This window comes from Lentzea sp. NEAU-D7, assembly GCF_026242055.1.
In the GTDB taxonomy this organism is placed as follows: domain Bacteria; phylum Actinomycetota; class Actinomycetes; order Mycobacteriales; family Pseudonocardiaceae; genus Lentzea.
This window is the reverse complement of record NZ_JAPJDL010000002.1, coordinates 398671-418995: the sequence shown is the minus strand read 5'-3', so window position 1 is coordinate 418995 and position 20325 is coordinate 398671. Positions and strand designations below refer to the sequence as shown.

The 20325-nt window shown below is 69.5% G+C and carries 11 protein-coding genes; 7 read left to right on the top strand and 4 right to left on the bottom strand.

The window, feature by feature from the left end; all coding sequences use genetic code 11:
* Window positions 1-88 precede the first annotated feature (88 nt).
* The gene (locus ORI60_RS05370; RefSeq protein ID WP_266034973.1) at window positions 89-5422 is read left to right on the top strand and encodes a LamG-like jellyroll fold domain-containing protein; all 5334 of its coding nucleotides are present in this window, start codon (window positions 89-91) and stop codon (window positions 5420-5422) included.
* A gap of 69 nt (window positions 5423-5491) precedes the next feature.
* On the opposite strand, the gene ORI60_RS05365 is transcribed toward ORI60_RS05370, so the two are convergent.
* Entirely contained in the window at window positions 5492-6592 is a 1101-nt protein-coding gene (locus tag ORI60_RS05365; protein ID WP_266034972.1) for a S1 family peptidase, read from the bottom strand.
* Window positions 6593-7092: 500 nt separating this feature from the next.
* Here ORI60_RS05365 and ORI60_RS05360 point away from each other — a divergent pair, with 500 nt between their 5' ends.
* Window positions 7093-8799: a S8 family peptidase gene (locus ORI60_RS05360; protein WP_266034969.1), complete on the top strand. Its 1707-nt coding sequence runs from the start codon at window positions 7093-7095 to the stop codon at window positions 8797-8799.
* A gap of 58 nt (window positions 8800-8857) precedes the next feature.
* On the opposite strand, the gene ORI60_RS05355 is transcribed toward ORI60_RS05360, so the two are convergent.
* Both ORI60_RS05355 and mshC read right to left on the bottom strand, forming a co-directional pair.
* On the bottom strand, window positions 8858-9304 hold the full coding sequence (locus tag ORI60_RS05355) for a hypothetical protein (protein WP_266034968.1): 447 nt from the start codon (window positions 9302-9304) through the stop codon (window positions 8858-8860).
* Window positions 9305-9512: 208 nt separating this feature from the next.
* Window positions 9513-10751, bottom strand: a complete 1239-nt coding sequence (gene mshC, locus ORI60_RS05350) for a cysteine--1-D-myo-inosityl 2-amino-2-deoxy-alpha-D-glucopyranoside ligase (RefSeq protein WP_266034966.1) — start codon at window positions 10749-10751, stop codon at window positions 9513-9515.
* Window positions 10752-10956: 205 nt separating this feature from the next.
* On the opposite strand from mshC, the gene ORI60_RS05345 reads away from it, so the two are divergent.
* The 4 genes from ORI60_RS05345 to ctaD all read left to right on the top strand — a co-directional run bounded on the left by ORI60_RS05345 (window position 10957) and on the right by ctaD (window position 18824).
* The gene (locus ORI60_RS05345; protein WP_266034964.1) at window positions 10957-11730 is read left to right on the top strand and encodes a slipin family protein; all 774 of its coding nucleotides are present in this window, start codon (window positions 10957-10959) and stop codon (window positions 11728-11730) included.
* 67 nt (window positions 11731-11797) lie between these two features.
* Entirely contained in the window at window positions 11798-15694 is a 3897-nt protein-coding gene (locus tag ORI60_RS05340; protein WP_266034961.1) for a caspase family protein, read from the top strand.
* Window positions 15694-17019, top strand: a complete 1326-nt coding sequence (locus tag ORI60_RS05335) for an esterase/lipase family protein (RefSeq protein WP_266034958.1) — start codon at window positions 15694-15696, stop codon at window positions 17017-17019. The genes ORI60_RS05340 and ORI60_RS05335 overlap by 1 nt, the downstream gene beginning before the upstream one ends.
* Window positions 17020-17057: 38 nt before the next feature.
* Window positions 17058-18824: a cytochrome c oxidase subunit I gene (ctaD, locus tag ORI60_RS05330; protein ID WP_266034956.1), complete on the top strand. Its 1767-nt coding sequence runs from the start codon at window positions 17058-17060 to the stop codon at window positions 18822-18824.
* Here ctaD and ORI60_RS05325 read toward each other — a convergent pair.
* The gene (locus ORI60_RS05325) at window positions 18821-19633 is read right to left on the bottom strand and encodes an SCO6745 family protein (RefSeq protein ID WP_266034953.1); all 813 of its coding nucleotides are present in this window, start codon (window positions 19631-19633) and stop codon (window positions 18821-18823) included. The two genes, ctaD and ORI60_RS05325, sit on opposite strands and share 4 nt — an antisense overlap.
* 75 nt (window positions 19634-19708) lie before the next feature.
* Between ORI60_RS05325 and ORI60_RS05320 the strand changes: the two genes are divergently transcribed.
* Entirely contained in the window at window positions 19709-20245 is a 537-nt protein-coding gene (locus tag ORI60_RS05320) for a DUF4240 domain-containing protein (protein ID WP_266034951.1), read from the top strand.
* The last annotated feature ends 80 nt before the right edge of the window (window positions 20246-20325 follow it).

Below are 20325 nucleotides of genomic sequence, written 5' to 3'. Positions count from 1 at the left end.
GGCGGTTCGGCATAAAAGAACTGGAATTCGTGTGGCCGCCGCGACGGCGTTGCTGACGGGCCTCAGCCTGGCTGTGCCATCAGTCGCGGTGGCTGCTCCCACCACGTCCGTCACGTCACCCGCCGAGAAGCCGGTGCAGACTCCTGCGGAGTCCAAGGCGCTGGCCGAGGCCCAGCGGACCGGACAGGCGACCGAGGTGCCCGAACAGCTCACGGAGAACACCACGACGCTGGTGAACCCCAACGGCACCACCACGTTGCGCACCCATGCCCAGCCGGTACGGGTGAAGCAGGACGGCGCCTGGAAGGGCGTCGACCCCAAGCTGAAGCGCACTCCCGACGGCAGTCTCGTGCCGATCGCCGCGGCCACCGGGATGAAGTTCTCCGGCGGCGGCACCACACCGCTGGTGACGCTGGCCGAAGGCGGCAAACAGGTGTCGCTGAGCTGGCCCACCCCGTTGCCCTCCCCCGTCGTCGAGGGTGCGACGGCGACCTACCCGAACGTCTTCCCGGAGGTGGACCTGCAGGTCACCGCCGGTGTGGTCGGGTATTCCGAGGTGCTGGTCGTGAAAACCGCCGAGGCCGCGAAGAACCCGGCGCTCGCCGCGGTGACGTTGCAGGCGACCGCGACCGGCGTGACCCTGGAGACCAACGCCGACGGCGTTCTGAGCGCCAAGAGCGCGGACGGCAAGACGGTGTTCCACGGCTCGACACCAGTGATGTGGGACTCCACCGTGGACCCGAAGGTGGGCTCCAAGCCGAACGCCGTCGACCCCGGCAGCGGCAAGCTGACGAAGCTCGAGGTCGCGACCAAGAAGAAGGGCGCAGGTCTCGGGGCGAGGTCGGCGGCCGCCTCGACCACAGTGGACGTCGAGATCAAGACCGACGTCGAGGACCTGGTCGCACCGGGCGTGAAGTACCCCGTCTACATCGACCCGGTGATGTCGCGCTACTCCGAGGCGTGGGCCGAGGTGACCGACAACGGCTGGTACTACTGGAACGCCAACATGTTCGCGCAGGTCGGCTACTGCAGTGGCTGGACCGGGTGCGGAGGCTCGTGGCGGGCACGGTCGTTCTTCAAGTTCAACGTCGACGCGTTGAAGTCACGTGGCGGTCGCTCAGCCGCGTTGTTCGACGCCTACTTCTACGCCAACCAGGTGCACGGCACGCAGTGCGGCACGGCGCACCCGGTCGCGCTGTACCAGGTCAACTCGTTCGACTCGGGCACCCGCTGGCCGGGTCCGTGGGGCTTCGAACGCGCCAGGGAGTCCTCCGACGCCGGCGACCAGTGCGGCGGCGCGCGCGACGTGCGGTTCAACATCATTGAAAGCGCGCGGAACATGGTCGAGTGGAACAGCGACACGTTCCACTTCGGACTGATCTCGCCGGACGAGAACAACGCCTACCAGTGGAAGAAGTTCGCGAACAACCCGCACCTGGACGTGACGTTCTCGTTCCCACCCGGCCGCGCCACCAACACCGGCGTCTCGAACGCCGTGACGTGCAACGGAAAGCTCGTCACGCCGGACGCGCACCCGACCCTGTACGCCACGTCGTACGACAACAACAACCCACCGCTGAACGTCGCCCTGTGGTACGAGGTCTGGAACTCCACCGGCACCAAGCTGCACGCGAAGTCCACGACCGGCACGGTGATCGCGTCCGGCAGCACCGGTGCCTGGCCCGTCGACACGAACCTCGCGAACGGCGACTGGGCCTACCGGGTCTCCACGGAGAACCGCTATCCCGGCGATCCCGGCCGCAACATCTGGAACGGCGGCTGGTCGGACTGGACCTGGTTCACCACCAGGGGCGTGCCGATCACGACAGTGCCCGTGATCTCCAGTGAGGACTACCCGAAGGACGACTGGGGCCGTCCGCAGGACATGCCGGGCACCTTCACCTTCAACGCGGGCAACGCACAGAACATCGTCGGCTTCTCGTACACGTTCAACGGTTCGGGCACCGAGCGCACACCCACCACGAACGAGTGCGACTACAACAAGGTCTTCGGCAACGACGGCGGCTGGGTCGCGAACGACAACGGCAGCGCGACCATCACCGTGCCGAACACCCTGTCCCCCGGCTTCCACACGGTGCACGTGCGCAGCTTCGACGACGCGCACAAGCTCTCGCCGGAGTCGCAGGCCTACACCTTCTACGTGGCGCCAACCTACGTGCCGGCCGCGCAGAAGGAACGCATCGAGGACGACCTGCTCTTCACCGAGACCGCCGACATCGTCGACTTCCAGCGGGTCAGCGGTGCCGAGTACAGCGGCGGGACGGCTCTGCACATGCAGCCGCGCGACGGCACGAAACTGACCGTCACCACCACGTTCCGGGTGCGGGCCGAAGGCGACTACGAGCTGACGCTCGGCCTGCTCGGCGGGACGGCCCAGCACGGCAGGATCACGTACCTGGTCGATGGCAGGCAGGCCGGCCGGGTGTCCGAGAGCTGGACGCCTGCGTCCGCCACCACCACCGTGACCCGGCAGGCGCTCGGTGGCGTCCACCTCACCGCCGGTGACCACACGCTGACGCTGAAGGCGGAGAAGAACCCCGCGTCGACGGACTCGCGGGCGAAGACCGGGTTCGACTACCTGGAGCTCACACCGACGGTGAAGCTCGACGCCGAGCTGATGCCCCAGCTGGAGGCAACGCGCGCGCTCGGCGTCATGCCCGACTGCTGCTCCGCGAAGTGGCACGGCGGCGGCCAGCTCCGGTTCGAGGGCGACTCCAGCGGCCAGTACTTCAGCCTGCAGATCACCACGCCGATCGAGGCCGACTACGCGATCTCCGCCGGGCTGACCAAGGCGTTCCACTACGGCAAATACACGGTCAGTGTGGACGGCGCGCCGCTCGGCCAGACCGACACCAGGCCGATCGACGCCTACGACCCCAACGTCCTGCAGGTGCGCCAGCCGCTCGGCGGCGTGCACCTCTCCAAGGGCACCCACAAGATCACGTTCAGGGCTGTCGGCACGAACGACGCGTCGACCGACCTGCGCTACCGGCTCGGCGTCGACTACTTGACCGTGCAACCGATCAACAACGTCACCACGGCGAGCTTCGGCGACGCGATGAACAACCGGGGCATCGCAGACGACGGCGTCGCGGGTGCGGAGTTCGACCTCTCCAACGGCGGCCTGTCCGCGCAGACGCTGGCCGCAGCCGGCCTCGCGCCCGGCCAGAGCGCGGTCATCGGTGGCGCGAAGTTCACCATGCCCGCGCGCAACGCCGCGGGCTACGACAACGTGATCGCGATCGGCCAGACCATCCCGTTCGCGCCGGAACAGCGGGTGAAGGCGAACGCCGTCGGCCTGCTCGTGGCGTCGACGTGCGGTGAGATCCCGGCGATCCCCGGCACGGTCACCTACGCCGACGGCACGGTCTCGACGCCGACGGTGCCCAAGGTGATCGACTGGGCGGTCCCGCACCCGGAGCGTTCGGGCATCACGCTGCCGTACCGACTGCTCGGGGCGACCAAGGACCACGTGTGGCGCCCGACGCTCTACCCGGTCTTCCTCCCGGTCGACCCGAACAAGACGCTGAAGAGCATCACCCTGCCCAACTACGGCACGAACCCACTGCCTCGTGCCTGCCAGCAGGCGTTGCACGTGCTGTCGATGGCGCCGCGGGTGACCGAGCCGGGCTGGGTGGGCGCGTGGTCGGCGCCCGCCGACGCCCCGATCGGCACGGTCTCGTTGCAGGACAAGACGTTGCGCACAATCGTGACCCCGTCGGTGACGGGCACCTCCATTCGGGTGAAGCTCTCCAACGCCGGCGTCACCAAGCCGGTGACAATCGGTGCGGTGAGCATCGCCGCCGGTTTCGGCACCGACGCCTCGACCGGTGCGCCGACCGCGCTGAAGTTCGGCGGCAGCACGTCCGTCACGCTGCCCGCCGACGGTGAGGTGCTCTCCGACCCGGTGCCGTCACCGGCCGGTGGTACGTACGTCGTGAGCCTGCACCTGCCGGTCGCACCAGAGCACGTGCCGGCGCACGAGGGCATCAAGTCGTACGTGGCGTCCGGCAACCAGACGGCCGACTCGTCGGGAACGCCGTTCACCACGACGTTGCCCGGCACGTACTACCTGTCCCGAGTGGACGTGCAGACCGTTGACACCACGAAGGGCACCGTGGCCGTGGTGGGCGACCAGCTCAGCGCGAGCGCGCCCGGGGTCTCCACCTGGACCGACCTCATGCCGTCCAAGCTCTCCGCCGCCGGTGTGGCGTTGCCCGGAGGCCTGGTGAACGACAGCCGTCAGGGCATCGCGGACCGTTCGCGCTGGAGGTTGAACGACGGCTCCGGCACCACGGCGCGGGACGCCTCGGGACGCATGCCGCTGACCGCGAGCGGCGGTGTGGTGTGGAACTCCGAGCAGAACGGCGCGGCGGCGTTCACCAACGGCCTGCTCGCCGGCAGCGGTCCGGTGCTCAACAGCAGCCGCAGCTACAGCGTGTCGGCCTGGGTGAAGCTCAGGAACACCGGCCGCACGCAGGTGATCGTGTCGCAGAGCGGCGCCGCCAATGTCAGCTTCGCGCTGGCGTACCTGGAGGACGTCAAGAGCTTCGCGTTCATCACGTCCTCCGAGGACAAAGCTCCCGCAGCGGCTGTGCCCGCGGCGTGGAGCGGCAGCGCGTCCCCGGTGAACACGTGGACGCACCTTCTGGGCACCTTCGACTCGGCCACGGGCGCGATGCGGCTGTACGTCAACGGCCAGTACGCCGGTGCCGCGGTGAACCTCACGCCGTGGAACGGCACGGGCCCGATCACCATCGGTGGAGCGAAGCGCACCGGCGGTGCCGTCGGCGACTACTTCGACGGCGCGGTGTCCGACGTCCGGCTGCACCAGCACGCGCTGTCAGAGCGGGATGCCGCACTCGTGCACGCCGAACCGCACAACCGCCCTTACGGCGCCTACGCCAACGTCAGCGGTGTGAGCGCGAGCAATCTCGGGGTGGCCATGGAACGTTCGACGATGAGCGCGCCCGGCCTGCGTACGGTGATCGTCGCGACCGGTGCCCCCGACCTGCTGGCCGGTGTCCCCGCGAGCGTCGTCGCCTCGAACCTCACGGCCGCGTTGAAGGCGAACAGCCCGGTGGGGGCGAAGCGCTCGTTCCGGCCGGACGGCACGCCGTTGCACGTGATCCTGACGACTGTGCCGCCGCTGAACCTCAGCCCGTCCGACCCGCGTGAGCAGCAGCGCCGGGACCTCAACAGCAAGATCCTGTCGAGCTGGGCGGACTTCGGCGCGGACGACGTCGTCGACTTCGACGCGGCGGTGCGCTCGCCCTCCGACGTGAGCCAGATCGACGGTCAGTACATGTCCAACGGGGCGATCAACGCGAAGTTCCACGACCGGCTGGCCACCACGATGGCCGAAGCCTGTGCGGACTTCCCGCCTCGCGCGGAGCTCTGACGGTCGGACGACAAGAGGCGGCCTCACCCTTTCGGGCGAGGCCGCCTCTTTTCTTGTCACCGAGAGTGATCAGCCCGTGGTGAGCGTCAGGCCGTAGGCCTGGAGGATCTCGTTGACCGGCTGGTAGTAGGTCGTGCCGCCGCTGGTGCAGTTGCCGGAGCCACCCGAGGTGACGCCCTGCGCCTGCGTGCCGCTGACCCACGAGCCACCCGAGTCACCGGGCTCCGCGCACACGTTCGTGCGCGTGAGGCCGCTGACCGAGCCCTCCTGGTAGTTCACGGTCTGGCTCTTGGCCTGGACCTCGCCGCAGTGCCAGCCCGTGGTCGAGCCGGAACGGCAGATCGAGGCGCCGACCGCGGACTCGGTGTTGCCGGAGACGATCACGTCCGCGCCGCCGTAGTGGTTCACCTTGGCGGTGGACGTCCACGACGAGTTGGTCCTGACGAACGCGTAGTCGTTGCCCGGGAAGGAAGACTTCTCGAACTCGCCCATCGCCGTCTTGTCGACACCGGTCACCGCGTCACCGGGCGAACCGCAGTGCCCGGCGGTGACGAAGCCGCCCGCGACCGCGAAGCCGACGGAGCAGCGTCCGGCGTTGTTGATGTAGTAGGCGTCGCCACCGCGGACGTCCTTGAACAGCCGCGGCGCCTCGTCGGTCTCGACGACCTTCGCGACCGCGCCCGCCTTCTCCACCAGTGCCTGCGCCGCCTGCGTCTGACCACGCTTGACGGTGATCGTGACCGCGTTCGCCCTCGTGTCGACGTACCAGCCGGTGACCTCGGCCGGAGCCTTCGACGCGTCCAGCTTCGCCTTGGCCGCGTCGAGGTCGCTGGCCTTGTGCGCGACCGTGCGGGGCTCCGCGCCGAGCTGGCGGAGCCGGTCGGTCTTGGCCGCGTCGGTCACGCCCACGACGAGCTTGCCGGTGGCCGCGTCGAACCACGCGCCGCCGTAGCTCTCGCCGGCGAAGCCCTCCGCGACCCGCTGCAGGACCGCGGCCGCGCTCTCCTGGCGCAGCCTCTCCGCCGCCTGCGTGGCGTCCAGCCCGAGGTCGCGCTGCATCGCGGCGAGCAGGTCAGCCGACGGTTGCGCTGCGGCGACGGCGACAGGGGAGACCGTCGTCGCGAGTGCACCCGCCAGCACGGCCACAGCCGCGACAGCCATGCGCTTCATAGGCAGTTCTCCTTGATCTTCGGTTTTGTGCAGGGCCGGTGTAACGCCGGACCGGGCAACCGCGATGAGGAGATCAGCTGTGCTGCAACACAGCGCGCACGACACCGGATGAATGGCGTCCCCAGGCGGCGAACTGCCCGATCAGTTCGTTCCTCCGTCTGGGCGACGCTACTTCGGCATGTCTACCGGCCGGTAGGGTCGATCGAGGGGTGGACCTCGCGGCGTTCGGGTTGGTATAGGGAATCCAAATGCGTTCTCTCAGCCTATTCCCGTGACGCAGAGCAACCATTCGCCTTGACACGCAAAGGCAAATCTGTCAACAGTTCGCAACCGCTGGCGTATCCCTCTGACCTGCGGTTTAGGGCTAGCGTGCTGGACACCCTGTTCCCTGCACGAGGGAGAACCCTGCCATGCGAAGAGTCTTGAGTGCGGGACTCACAGCCGCTGCCGCCATGTGTTTGGCCGCCGCTGTGGTTCCGGCCGCGTCAGCTCAAGAAAACGTGGGGACGATTCTCGGCGCCGACCGCGCCGATGTCGTGAAGGACAGCTACATCGTCTCGCTGAAGGCCGATTCGGCGTCGAGGGCCGCCGCACCGGGCTTGGCGAGCAAGTACGGCGGCCAGGTCGGTCAGATCTGGCAGCACGCGCTCAACGGCTTCTCGGTGAAGATGACGGCCCAGCAGGCCGCCCGCCTCGCCGCGGACCCGAAGGTCGCGTTCGTCCAGCAGGACGCCGAGGTGCACGCGCTCGACGTCCAGCAGAACCCCCCGTCGTGGGGCCTGGACCGCGTCGACCAGCGAGACCTGCCGCTGAGCAACAGCTACCAGTACGACACCACGGCGTCCAACGTGACGGCGTACGTCATCGACACCGGTGTGCGCACGACGCACTCCACGTTCGGTGGCCGTGCGACGTGGGGCACCAACACCTCCGGTGACGGCAACAACACCGACTGCAACGGCCACGGCACGCACGTCGCCGGCACCATCGCGGGCTCGCAGTACGGCCTCGCGAAGGCCGCCAAGGTCGTCGCCGTCAAGGTGCTGAACTGCTCCGGCTCCGGCACGACCGCCGGTGTCGTCGGCGGTATCGACTGGGTGACGGCGAACGCGGTCAAGCCCGCTGTCGCCAACATGTCGCTCGGTGGCGGCGCCGACGCCACGCTGGACGCGGCCGTGCGCCGTTCCATCGCGGCCGGCATCACCTACGCGATCGCGTCCGGCAACTCGAACACCGACGCCTGCAGCACCTCGCCGGCACGCGTCGCCGAGGCGATCACGGTCAACTCCTCGACGAACACCGACGCGCGTTCGTCGTTCTCGAACTACGGTTCCTGCACGGACATCTACGCTCCGGGCTCGAACATCGTGTCGGCGTGGAACACCAACGACACCTCCACGAACAACATCTCCGGCACGTCGATGGCGACCCCGCACGTCGCCGGCGCGGCAGCCCTGTGGCTCGCCACGCACCCCACCGACTCCCCCGCCGCCGTGTGGAACGGCATCAACGCCGCCTCCACGCCCAACAAGATCACCAACGTCGGCGCCAACACGCCGAACAAGCTGCTGTACTCGCTCTTCGGTGGCGGCCAGCCGGGCGACCCGTCCGTGACGAACCCCGGCACGCAGAACTCCACCGTCGGCACGCCGGCCTCGCTGCAGCTCGCGGCCTCGGGCGGCACCGCGCCGTACACGTGGTCCGTCTCCGGCCTCCCGGCCGGTCTGTCGGCGAACGCCTCCGGCGCGATCTCCGGCACCCCGACCACGGCGGGCACCTACACGGTGACCGCGACGGTGACCGACGCGGCGAACAAGACCGGCTCGGCCACGTTCTCCTGGGTCGTCAGCGCGGTCGGCGGCAGCTGTGACGCCCGCACGAACTCCACCCCGGTCGCGATTCCGGACCAGTCCACGGTGACCAGCACGATCGTCGTCTCCGGCTGCGCGGGCAACGCGTCGGCCACCGCGTCGATCAAGGTCTCGATCACGCACACCTACAAGGGCGACCTCGTGGTGGACCTGGTCGCGCCCGACGGCACCGTCGTCAACCTGCACAACCGGTCCGGCGGCTCGGCCGACAACATCAACGAGACCTACACCAGGAACCTCTCCGGTGAGGCGGCCAACGGCACCTGGACGCTGCGCGTGCGCGACGCGGCGTTCCTGGACAGCGGCACGTTGAACAACTGGACGCTCGACGTCTGAGCCTCTACTCGCTGAACGAACCGCCCCCGGTGCTTCCGCCCCGGGGGCGGTTCCACGTTCAGACCTCGAACCACGCGCGCCGGTGCTCGAACCACTCCAGCAGGTCGTCCTCGTCGATGTTCAGGTCCAGCAGCTCCAGCACCGCGTCACGGTCCGGGTGGTCACTCGCCCGCACGTGACTGACGGTGGCCTCCACCCCGGCCGCCAGCAGGTGCTCCACGTCGTAGGCGCACCCGGCGTCGAAGTTGGCGCGCTTGAGCGCGAAGTGCCGCCAGACGTCCTCGGGCCGCCGGTGCTCCGCCAGCAGGAACCCCGCCAGCGCCGCCTGCTCCCCCAGCCCCTGGGAGTTGCCGCGGCACAACGCCTCCTGCTCGACCAGGAACCGCAGCAGCGGCAGGTCTTCGCGTGTGGACTCGAGGAGCAGCACCTCGCCGCGCGCCGCCTCGTTCACGTCCTCGCCGTCCGGGCCGCGCTCGTACCGCAGGTGCCGCCACGCCGTCGTCATCGGTCCATTGTGGTGTGCCGCATGCTCTGCCGGTGACTTCTGGGGATAGATGGCGAGGTCGACGACTGGCTCACCACCTTCGCGCAGTTGCGAGGGCTGCACCTGACGTGGACTCGGCGACCACGGCCAACGCCACGGTGTACAGCGATGTGCAGCACGCACTGGTGGCAGCCCTCGAACCGAGGGCCGCCACCGGATGGCCTCTCGGTTAGAGGTCCACGCCCAGAAGCGCGTCCACGGCGTCACGGATCTGCGACGGCCCGTGCCTGTCCGACCCGCCATGCGCCAGCGCCTCGTCGGCCCACGCGTCGATCGCGGCCAGCGCGCGGGGCGTGTCGAGGTCGTTGCCCAGGTGGTCGCGCAGCCGCGTGACGGTGTCCACAGCGGACGGTCCCGTGTCGAGGTCCGTGGCGCGGCGCCACTTGTCCACCCTGGCCAGTGCCTCGTCCAGCAGCGACTGGGTCCACGGGCGGTCGGCGCGGTAGTGGCCCGCCAGCAGCGCGAGGCGGACGGCGTTCGGGTCGACCTTCTGCGAACGCAGCTTCGAGACGAAGACCAGGTTGCCGCGCGACTTCGACATCTTCTCGCCGTCGAGGCCGATCATGCCCGCGTGCACGTAGTGGCGGGCGAACGGGTGCTGGCCGGTCTGGGCCTCGGCGTGCGCCGCGGAGTACTCGTGGTGCGGGAAGATCAGGTCGGAGCCGCCGCCCTGGACGTCGAAGCCGGCGCCGAGGCGGTTGTGGGCGATGGCGCTGCACTCGATGTGCCAGCCGGGGCGGCCCTCGCCCAGTTCGGACGGCCACGCGGGCTCGCCGGGGCGCTTCATGCGCCACAGCAGGGCGTCGAGCGGGTGGCGCTTGCCGGGGCGGTCCGGGTCGCCTCCTCGTTCGGCGAAGAGCCGGAGCATCTCCTCGGAGGAGTAGTTCGACTCGTAGCCGAAACGGCCCGTGGCGTTGTGCGAGAAGTAGATGTCCGGGTACTCGGAGTCGTCCGCGCGGTAGGCGTGGCCGTCGGCGAGCAGCTTCGCGACCACCTCCACGATCTCGGGGACGGCCTCGACGACGCCGACGTAGTCCTGCGGCGGCAGGACGCGCAGCGCCTCCATGTCCTCGCGGAACAGGGCGGTCTCGCGCATGGCGAGCACCTCCCAGTCGTCCTTGTCGCGCAGCGCCCGCTCCAGCAACGGGTCGTCGACGTCGGTGACGTTCTGGACGTAGTGCACGTTGTGGCCGTTGTCGAGCCACACGCGGTGCACGAGGTCGAACGCCAGATAGGTGGCGGCGTGGCCTAGGTGAGTCGCGTCGTACGGCGTGATCCCGCAGACGTACAACCTGGCGGTGTCTCCTGGAGCCGTCGGACGCACTTCGCCCGTAGCCGTGTCGAACAGCCGGAGCGGGCGGGGGTCCCCCGGAACCCGTGGCACAGGAATCGATGACCAGGTCTGCATGGTTCCGACACTAACGCGTGCCACCGGGTGCAGCGTGATTTCCGGGTGTTGGGACGACCACGCCCGATGGCGGCACACGGTCGGGGTCCCTCGAACGGGCCGTCGATCCCCACGGCGTCAACGCCCGTCTGAGCACCTGAAAATTGTCGGACCCCAGGCGTACCGTTGCAGCTCAAAGGCATTCGCCGGTGAAGGGCGGGGTCTCATGATCTTCTTCGAAGTCCTCGGCGGGCTGGTCGCGCTCGGCGGCCTCGGCCTCGCCATGAGCGCCAAAGTGATCAAACAGTACGAACAGGGCCTGGTGTTCCGGTTCGGCAAGCTCCGGCAGGGCGTGCGCGGGCCGGGGCTGACGATGCTGGTCCCGGGCGTGGACCAGCTCCGGAAGGTCAACCTGCAGATCGTCACCCTGCCCGTGCCGGCGCAGGACGGCATCACGCGCGACAACGTCACCGTGCGCGTGGACGCCGTCGTGTACTTCAAGGTCCAGGACCCGGCGAAAGCCGTCATCAACGTCGAGGACTACCGGTTCGCGATGCTGCAGGTGGCGCAGACGTCGTTGCGGTCGATCATCGGCAAGAGCGAGCTCGACGACCTGTTGTCCAACCGCGAGCGCCTCAACCAGGGCCTGGAGCTGATGATCGACACGCCCGCGCTGCAGTGGGGCATCGACATCGACCGCGTCGAGATCAAGGACGTGGCCCTGCCGGAGAGCATGAAGCGCTCGATGTCGCGGCAGGCCGAGGCCGAACGGGAGCGGCGCGCCCGCATCATCACCGCGGACGGCGAGCTGCAGGCGTCCAAGAAGCTCTCCGAGGCCGCCGGGACCATGGAGGCCACGCCCGGCGCGCTCCAGCTGCGGCTGCTGCAGACCATCGTGGAGGTGGCGGCGGAGAAGAACTCGACGCTGGTGCTGCCGTTCCCGGTGGAGCTCCTGAGGTTCCTGGAGAAGAACACGAACGTCGAACTGCCCAAGGAGTAGTCCATGTGAGTTACCCCGAGTAACGCCGTCTGCCGCAGAACGACGTCCGGGCAGGGGGTAGTGACGCATGCAGGAGAGGGTCAGAGGCAGGTTCGTCGGCATCGGCGTCGGCTCCTACGAGCTGGTGCAGCCGCTGCAGCACGCCGTGAGCGACGTGCGGGAGCTGCACGCCCTGCTCAAGGGCTACGAGGGCGAGCCGCTGGCCGATCCGACCGAGGCCGAGATCCGCGCGCACATGAAGGCCCTGCGCCAGCAGCCCCAGGACGGCGGCGCGCTGGTGGCGCTGTGGAGCGGGCACGCGATCCCCGTCGCGGGCAACCTCAGGCTCCTGGCCAGGGACAACGACGGCGTGGTCGACGGCGTCATGCTGCACGAGTTCGCGCTGTGGTGCGCCGCGTCGGGCGCCCACCAGGTGCTCATCATCGTCGACGCCTGCTACTCGGGTGCCCAGCTCGACGAGGCCGTCCGCACAATCGCCGCCGTCCAGGAAGAGCTGCTGGCGGGGCAGGCGCACTGGGCGGGCGTGCTGGTGTCGTGTTCAAGCGTCGAAACGGCCCGTGACGGCCTGTTCGGCGGGAAGCTCCGCAAGCTGCTGCGTGCCGGTCCCACGGCCGATGAGGACGCACGGCGGTGGAGCGACCGCATCGCGTTGATCGACGGTGGCGCGGTCGGCACGGCGTTGCTGAACGCGTGGGACAGCGACGTCCAACGGCCGCGCTTCATGCAGTACGGGTCCGCACAGCCGATGCTGCCCAACCCCCTCTACGCCGAGAACACGGTCGTCAAGCACCTCCTGCTCGCGGCACGTGGCGGTGACTCCGCGTCCGGCCGTTCGTGGTTCACCGGCCGTACCGCCCAGGTCGACAAGGTCGTGAGCTGGGTGAAGTCCGGGGTGGCCGGCCTGCGGGTGGTCACCGGGTCGCCGGGCACCGGCAAGTCCGCGGTCGTCGGCCGGGTCGTCAGCCTGTCCAACCCGGCCGAGCGCGACCTGCTGCTGACCGGCGGGCCGCCGTTCCGGCACGCCGACCCCGGACCCTGCTCGGTCGACGCGGCCGTGCACGCCCGTGCGATGGACGCCGACCGCGTGGCCGACCTGCTCAGCCGCCAGCTCGTCGCCGCCGGTCTGGTCCCCGCGCCCGAGGGCCCGCGCCGGGGCGCCGCCGAACTGGTGGGTGTGGTCAGCGCGCTGACCTCGCCGCCGGTGCTGGTGGTGGACGGCCTGGACGAGGCGCGCGGCGAGTCGTTCTCGATCGCCACCTCGCTGCTGACCAAGCTCGCGAGCTGCGCGGTCGTGATCGTCTCGACGCGGCAGGCGCAGCGGGTCGCGGGAGGTGCCCCGCTGCTGACCGAGCTGTCACCGGTCGAGGTGCTGGACCTCGACGACACCGACAGCGAGGCCGACGTCCGCGAGTACGTCGTGGCGCGGCTGGGCCCCGGCGCGGCGCAGTCCACTGTGGACGAGCTGGCGAAGCTGCCGTTCCTGACCGCGTGGATGATCACGGACCAGGTGCTGGCCGACGGCGGCGCCGACCTGAAGCTCTCGCTGGACGCGGCCTTCGACCGCGAGCTGGCCAAGGTGCCCTCGGCCCGTGCGCTGCTCACGGCGCTCACGTGGAGCTACGGCGCGGGATTCCCCGAAGCCGAGTGGCGAGCGGTCGCGCAGGCGTTGTCCGGCGAGGAGTTCACCCGTGACGACATCACCGCCGTGCTCACCGAACTGGGCCGTCACGTCGTGCAGGACGGCGAGGAGGGCACGGCGGTCTTCAAGCTGACGCACCAGACGTTCGCCGACCACCTGCGGCCGCCGTTCGCGCCGAGCCGGGACGAGGTGTTCGCGCCGGACGCGGAGAAGGTGGCCTGCGCGCTGATCGAGCTGTACCGGCAGCGCATGGAAGCCGGGGTGCCGCCGAACGTGCCCGGCTACCTGTGGAAGTACGCGTGGCGGCACTGCGGGCACGCGGGCACCCGGGCCTTGGACGGGTTGCGCGCGCTCGCGGTGATCAACCGGATGTTGTTGCCGGACATCGCCCTCGCGGCCACGACGGCGGCGAACGAGCTGATGCACTGGGGCCGCGGCGACGAGGCCATCCCGCCTCTCGAAGAAGCGGCCGAGCACTTCCGCGCGTTGGTGCCGACGCTGCGGATGTACCTGGCGGACCTGGCTTTCGTGCTGAACAAGCTGGGCCGCCGGTTCCGCGAGGCCGGCCGTCTCCAGCAGGCCGTGGCGCCCGCCGAAGAGGCCGTCGTGCGGTACCGCGAGCTGGTGGCGTCGACTCCGACGACGGCGGAAAGCCTTACGCACAAACGCCTTGCGCAACGCATCGCGAAGACGACGACGCACGGCGGCGACAACCCGACGTACGCGGCGCACCTCAGCGGCGCGCTGGTGGACCTGAGCGAGGTCTACGCGATGCTGGGACGCAGGAGGGAGGCTCTGTCCACGGCTCGTGACGCTGTCGCGGCCGTGGAGACCGACGCACCGCTTGCGCGCGCGATCAAGTGCCTCGCCGCGCGGTGCAGCGACTCAGGCCTGCGCTACGAGGCGATGCAACGGTCGAAGCAGGCCGTCGAGCTGTACTACTCGCTCGCGCAGACGAACCCGGTGTTCCTCGCGGACCTGGTGAGCGCGCTGGTGGAACTGAGCCGCGACCACCTGGCGCTGGGCAGGCTGTCCGACGCCGCGAGCATGACGCAGCAGGCCGCGGACATCAGCGGCACGCTCGGCCGGCACGCCGCGTTCCGCCCCCAGCTCGCCGACGCCGCGCTGAGCCTGAGCGTCGCGTACAGCATGGTCGACCGCGCGGACGCGGCACTGGACGCCGCCCGCCAGGCCGCCGACCTCGCCGACGGACTGCCCGTGCACGGCCAGGCGCTGCACAACCTGATGCGCCGCCAGCGCGACGCGGACAAGCCGCGCGACGCGCTGGTCACCGGCCTGCGGACGGTCGAGGTGTGCCTGCTGCCGGAGAACACCGACCGGCTGTCGACGCTGGCGGCGGCGTTGTTCACGCTCGACACGCTCTGCTCGGGGCTGAAGCAGCCCGAGATCGTCGACGAGACCTGGGAACGGGTGACCGCGCGGTTCACCGGCCCTCACCTCGCCACGCTGCTGATGCTGCGGGCTGCGGCCACGAAGGCCGGCGACCCGGCGGCGGCGAAGTGGCTGTGCCAGGCGCTCGCGCACGTCGGCCAGTCGCGGCAGGCGATCCACGACGTGCACGACATCGCCCGCCGCCATTACGACTCCGGCCCGTGGCCGTGGGACACCACGCCGGACTGGCTGTCGGTCGACCGGACGCTGCTGCGGACCGCCCGGTCGTGGGTGTTCGCGCGGTCGTACCTGGAGGAGCGCGACATCCTGCTGCGGCACCCCGAGCTGCTGTCCGCGGACGCGGACGTCGCCGTCACGGAGGCGTTGTACGGGACGAGCCTGATCGAGGCGCAGGTCATCCAGGCGCGCCGGGTGACCGCACAGCAGCAGGGCGTCTTGCTCGCCTACCGGCCGTGGCTGCTCGCGAGTCTCGCGGACGAGTTCGTGGACGCCACGCCCGCACGCCGGCGCGAACTGCTCGCCACGCGCCGGGAGGAGCTGCTGGACAAGGAAGTGCTGAAGAACGTCCGCGACAACCGGCCCGTGCACGCGTTGCTGCTGCTGGCGGCCGAGGACGCCGATGTGCTCGACCTCGTGCTGGACGCCGTGGAAGACCCTGCGCGCGTGACCGACGTCCTGCGCGGCCTCGCGGCTCATGCGTCGCCTCAAGCGCTCACCCAGGCCGTGACGGCGTTGGAACCGCACGCGCTGGCAGCGCTGTACAAGGTGGTCGCGCGCGCTCGGGCAGGTGACTCGCGGCTGGCGTTGCCCGCGCATGGCCAGCGCCTGGCGTGGATCCACGAGCTGACCTATCTGGTGCCCGCGAACTTCGCGTTGCTCTCGCTCATCCGCACGCTCGCCGAGGAGTCCTGATGACCGATCTGGTGGTGGTCCTGCCCGGAATTCTCGGCAGCACGCTGCGCAACGAGGACGGCATGGTCTGGGAGGTGTCGGGCAAGGCCGCGTTGCGCGCGGTGCTGACGCTCGGCGGCAGCCTGAAGAAGCTCAAGCTCCCGGCCGGCGTCGGTGACGAGCACCCCGGCGACGGAGTCGAGCCGGTGGGGCTGATGGCGGACCTGCACGTCATCCCGGGCATCTGGACGCCGCTGAAGGGCTACGACCGGGTGACCAGGCGGATGAACTCGCTCGGGTACACCGTCGAGAAGGGCAACTTGATGCTCTTCGCCTACGACTGGCGGCTGTCGAACCGCTACAACGGCGCGTTGCTGGCCAGGCGGGTGGACGAGGCGCTGGACAGGATCGGGCCCGACGCCAAGGTCAGCTTCGTGTGCCACTCGATGGGCGGGCTGGTCGCGCGGTGGTGCATCGAGCAGTGCGGGATGGCCGAGCGGACCGCGAAGCTGATCACGATGGGCACCCCGTACCGCGGGGCGGCCGCCGCGCTGGACCAGCTGGTCAACGGCGTGCGCAAGGAGCTCGGGCCGCTGGCGGTCGACCTGACGGAGTTCGCGCGGTCGATGCCGTCGCTGCACCAGCTGCTGCCCGAGTACGCGTGCATCGAGTCCGCCGGCGGCCTGCTCAAGACCACGGAGGTGTCATTGCCCGAGCTCGACACGAAGATGGTCGCGGACGCGATGGCGTTCCACGGCTCGTTGACCGACTCGTTCGCCGACCGGACGTACGCGATCCTCGGCGGTAAGCAGCCGACGGCCACCACTGCTCGCATCGCCGACGGCAAGGTCACCTGCTACCGCACCTACGAGGGCGACGAGTTGTACGGGGACGCGACCGTGCCGATGCTCGGTGCCGCACGCCGTGGCCTGGCGTTGGACTCGAACACGCTGCACCGCGTGACGGAGCAGCACACGTCGTTGCAGGACAACGCCGCCGTGCTGGACGCCGTGGAGTCGTTCCTGACCGCGAAGCCCGTCGTCCCGCGCAACGTGACCTCGACCGAGCCGCAGGTCAGCGTGCCGGACCTGGCGCTGGCCGGGGAGGACCTGGAGGTCACCGTCGAGCTGAAGGACACACCGGCTCGGGCGCTGAAGGTGGCGTTGCTCGACGAGAACGGCAAACAGGTCGAATCGCGCAGTCCGGCGATCTCCGAGAGGATGTCGATCAGATTCGGTGAAATGGCCCCCGGCGCCTACTACGTGCAGGTCAGCGGCATTTCAGTGGGCGCTCCGGTGGTCCCGGTGACCAGTGCGGTGCTCGTCGTGGATTGCCCCTCGGTCTGAGCGGGAGGACGATTCACGTCTGGCACGGAGGAGGCGCGATGACCACGATCAAGCCCACGCCCGTAGTCCCCCATCCCGGGGCGGCGCGCGCACGGCCGAAAGGCTCGTACTTCCTCCAGCTGTTCAAGACCACGGATCCCAAGCAGATCGGGATCATGTACCTCACCACGTCGTTCGCGTTTTTCATGATCGGCGGCGTGATGGCGCTGCTGATGCGCGGCGAGCTGGCGCGGCCGGGGCTGCAGTTCCTGTCCAACGAGCAGTACAACCAGCTGTTCACCATGCACGGCACGATCATGCTGCTGCTGTACGCGACGCCGATCCTGTTCGGGTTCGCGAACTTCATCCTGCCGCTGCAGATCGGCTCGCCGGACGTCGCGTTCCCGCGCCTGAACGCCTTCTCGTACTGGCTGTACCTGTTCGGCGGCATCATCGTGGTCGCGGGCTTCGTGACGCCGGGCGGCGCGGCGGACTTCGGCTGGTTCGCCTACACCCCGCTGTCGTCGGCCGTGCACTCCCCCGGCGTCGGCGCGGACCTGTGGATCATGGGTCTCGCGGTGTCCGGTCTGGGCACGATCCTCGGCGCGGTCAACATGACGACGACGGTGGTGTGCCTGCGCGCGCCGGGCATGACGATGTTCCGGATGCCGGTCTTCACCTGGAACATCCTGGTGACGTCCGTGCTGATCCTGCTGGCGTTCCCGATCCTGACCGCGGCCCTGATGGGCCTGGCGGCGGACCGGCACCTCGGGGCGCACGTGTTCGACCCGGCCAACGGCGGCGTGATCCTGTGGCAGCACCTGTTCTGGTTCTTCGGCCATCCCGAGGTGTACATCGTCGCGCTGCCGTTCTTCGGGATCGTGACGGAGATCTTCCCGGTGTTCAGCCGCAAACCGTTGTTCGGCTACAAGGGCCTGGTGTTCGCGACCCTCGCGATCGCGATGCTGTCCGTGGCCGTGTGGGCGCACCACATGTACGCGACGGGTGCGGTGCTGCTGCCGTTCTTCGCGCTGATGACGTTCCTGATCGCCGTGCCGACGGGCATCAAGTTCTTCAACTGGATCGGCACGATGTGGAAGGGGCAGGTGACGTTCGAGACGCCGATGCTGTTCTCGATCGGCTTCCTCGTGACGTTCCTCTTCGGCGGCCTGACGGGCATCCTGCTGGCCTCGCCGGCCCTCGACTTCCACGTGTCCGACACGTACTTCGTGGTGGCGCACTTCCACTACGTGCTGTTCGGCACGATCGTGTTCGCCACGTACGCGGGCATCTACTTCTGGTTCCCGAAGATGACCGGCCGGATGCTCGACGAGCCGCTGGGCAAGCTGCACTTCTGGACGACGTTCTTCGGCTTCCACGGCACGTTCCTCGTGCAGCACTGGCTGGGCAACGAGGGCATGCCGCGCCGCTACGCCGACTACCTGCCCTCCGACGGCTTCACGTTCCTCAACACGCTCTCCACCATCGGCGCGTTCCTGCTCGGCGCGTCCGTGCTCCCGTTCGTGTGGAACGTCTTCCGCTCCTACCGCTACGGCGATCCGGCCCCGCAGGACGACCCGTGGGGCTTCGGCAACTCGCTGGAGTGGGCCACGACCTCGCCCCCGCCGCGGCACAACTTCACGGAGCTGCCGCGGATCCGCTCGGAGCGTCCGGCGTTCGAGCTGCACTACCCGCACATGGTGGAGCGGATGCGCGACGAGGCGCACTTCTCGCTGACCCATCCCGGCAAGCACAGGGCGGGCAAGGACGAGGTCACCGAGAAGGCGCTCGCGTCGACGGATCGGGACGGCACCGACGCCGACTAGCGGCGGCCGGGGACCATTCCCGCTTCGAGGACGGCCTTGCTCAGCGGCGAGGCCAGCTCGACGAACCGCTGCTTCTCCTGGTCCGACAGGACGTCGTAGGCCGGCGCGGCCATGTGGTCCGTGTCGTCCTCGATGGCCTGCCGCAGCTCGCGCCCCTTCTCCGTGAGCAGCTGGTCCTCGCCGACGAGCCCGCGCTCGCGGAGGTCCTCCACCGTCGCCGCCCACTGCTCCTCGGACCACGCACGCGTCTTGCGCAGCACCTCGGCCGGAATTTCCCCCGTCGCGACGTGCAGCACGAGCGCCTCGATGCCGGTGACGTTGTGCCTGAGCAGGGCCGCGAGGTGCCCGTCACCACGGAACTCGCGCAGCAGCGTCTGGGCGTGGAACAGCTGCAGGCGGGGCTCGTCCGGCCACGGCAGGGCGGCGTGCGCGGCGAACAACGTGCGGCCGTGCGGCATCTCCTTGGACCGCTCGGCGGCCCGCCTGGCCAGCTCGGTGATCTCCTTGAGGTCGTCCGGCAGCACCTTGGCCAGCGCCTCGTCCGCCGCCTCCCACCGCAGTTCGAGCATGCGCTGGGGCGTGACCTTCTCCCAGGCCTGGGGGATGCGCGCCCGCACGATCGCGGGGTTGAAGTTGTAGAACGTCGCGATCACGACCTCGGCCCCGACCGCCCCCAGCGCCGCCGCCCGCGACGCGAAGTACCCGCCGGGCCGGTCGAGCCCGGCGCTCGCGTACCGCGAGTCCGCCTCGGGCGCGAAGTAGATCATGCCGTGCACGGCCTCGAGCGAGCGAAACAGAGTCCTGATCATGTCTCCAACCTAGAACGTCCCGGCTCGTAAGTCAGGCGCCAAAAATTGTCAGACCCCTCTGTCAAGCTCCAGGACGTGGATCCGAAGACCTTCTGGAAGCTCATCGCCGATGCCAGGGCGAACGTCACCGACCCGTCCGACGGCGACGCCGTGGCGGCCGCGGCCACCACCCTGCTCGCCGACAGGCCGCCCGCCGAGATCGTCGCGACCCAGCAGGTCCTGTGGGAACTGCTGACCGTCTCGTACCAGAACCCGCTGTGGGCGGCGGCCTACGTGATCAACGGCGGCTGCTCGGACGACGGCTTCGACTACTTCCGCGGCTGGCTGGTGACCCAGGGCGAGGAGGTCTACACGACCGCCCTCGCCGACCCGGACTCGCTGGCGGCCTTACCCGCGGTCGTGGCCGCCGCCGAGTCCGGCATGGAGTTCGACTGCCAGGAGGCCCTGTCGATCGCGTGGAACGCCCACCTGAAGGCCACGGGCATGCAGCTGCCGCAGGACGCCTTCAGGATCCGCTACCCCGAGCTCGACCCGGACTGGGACTTCGACTTCGACGACAGCGCGGAGATGGCCGCCCGTCTCCCCCGCCTGGCCGCGCTCTACGACCTCTGAGCGACGAGGACGCCGAACGCCACGTGGTCCAGCCACTGCGGACCACGTGGCAGAGCGCGGATCTGCGCGTTGCAGCGCCC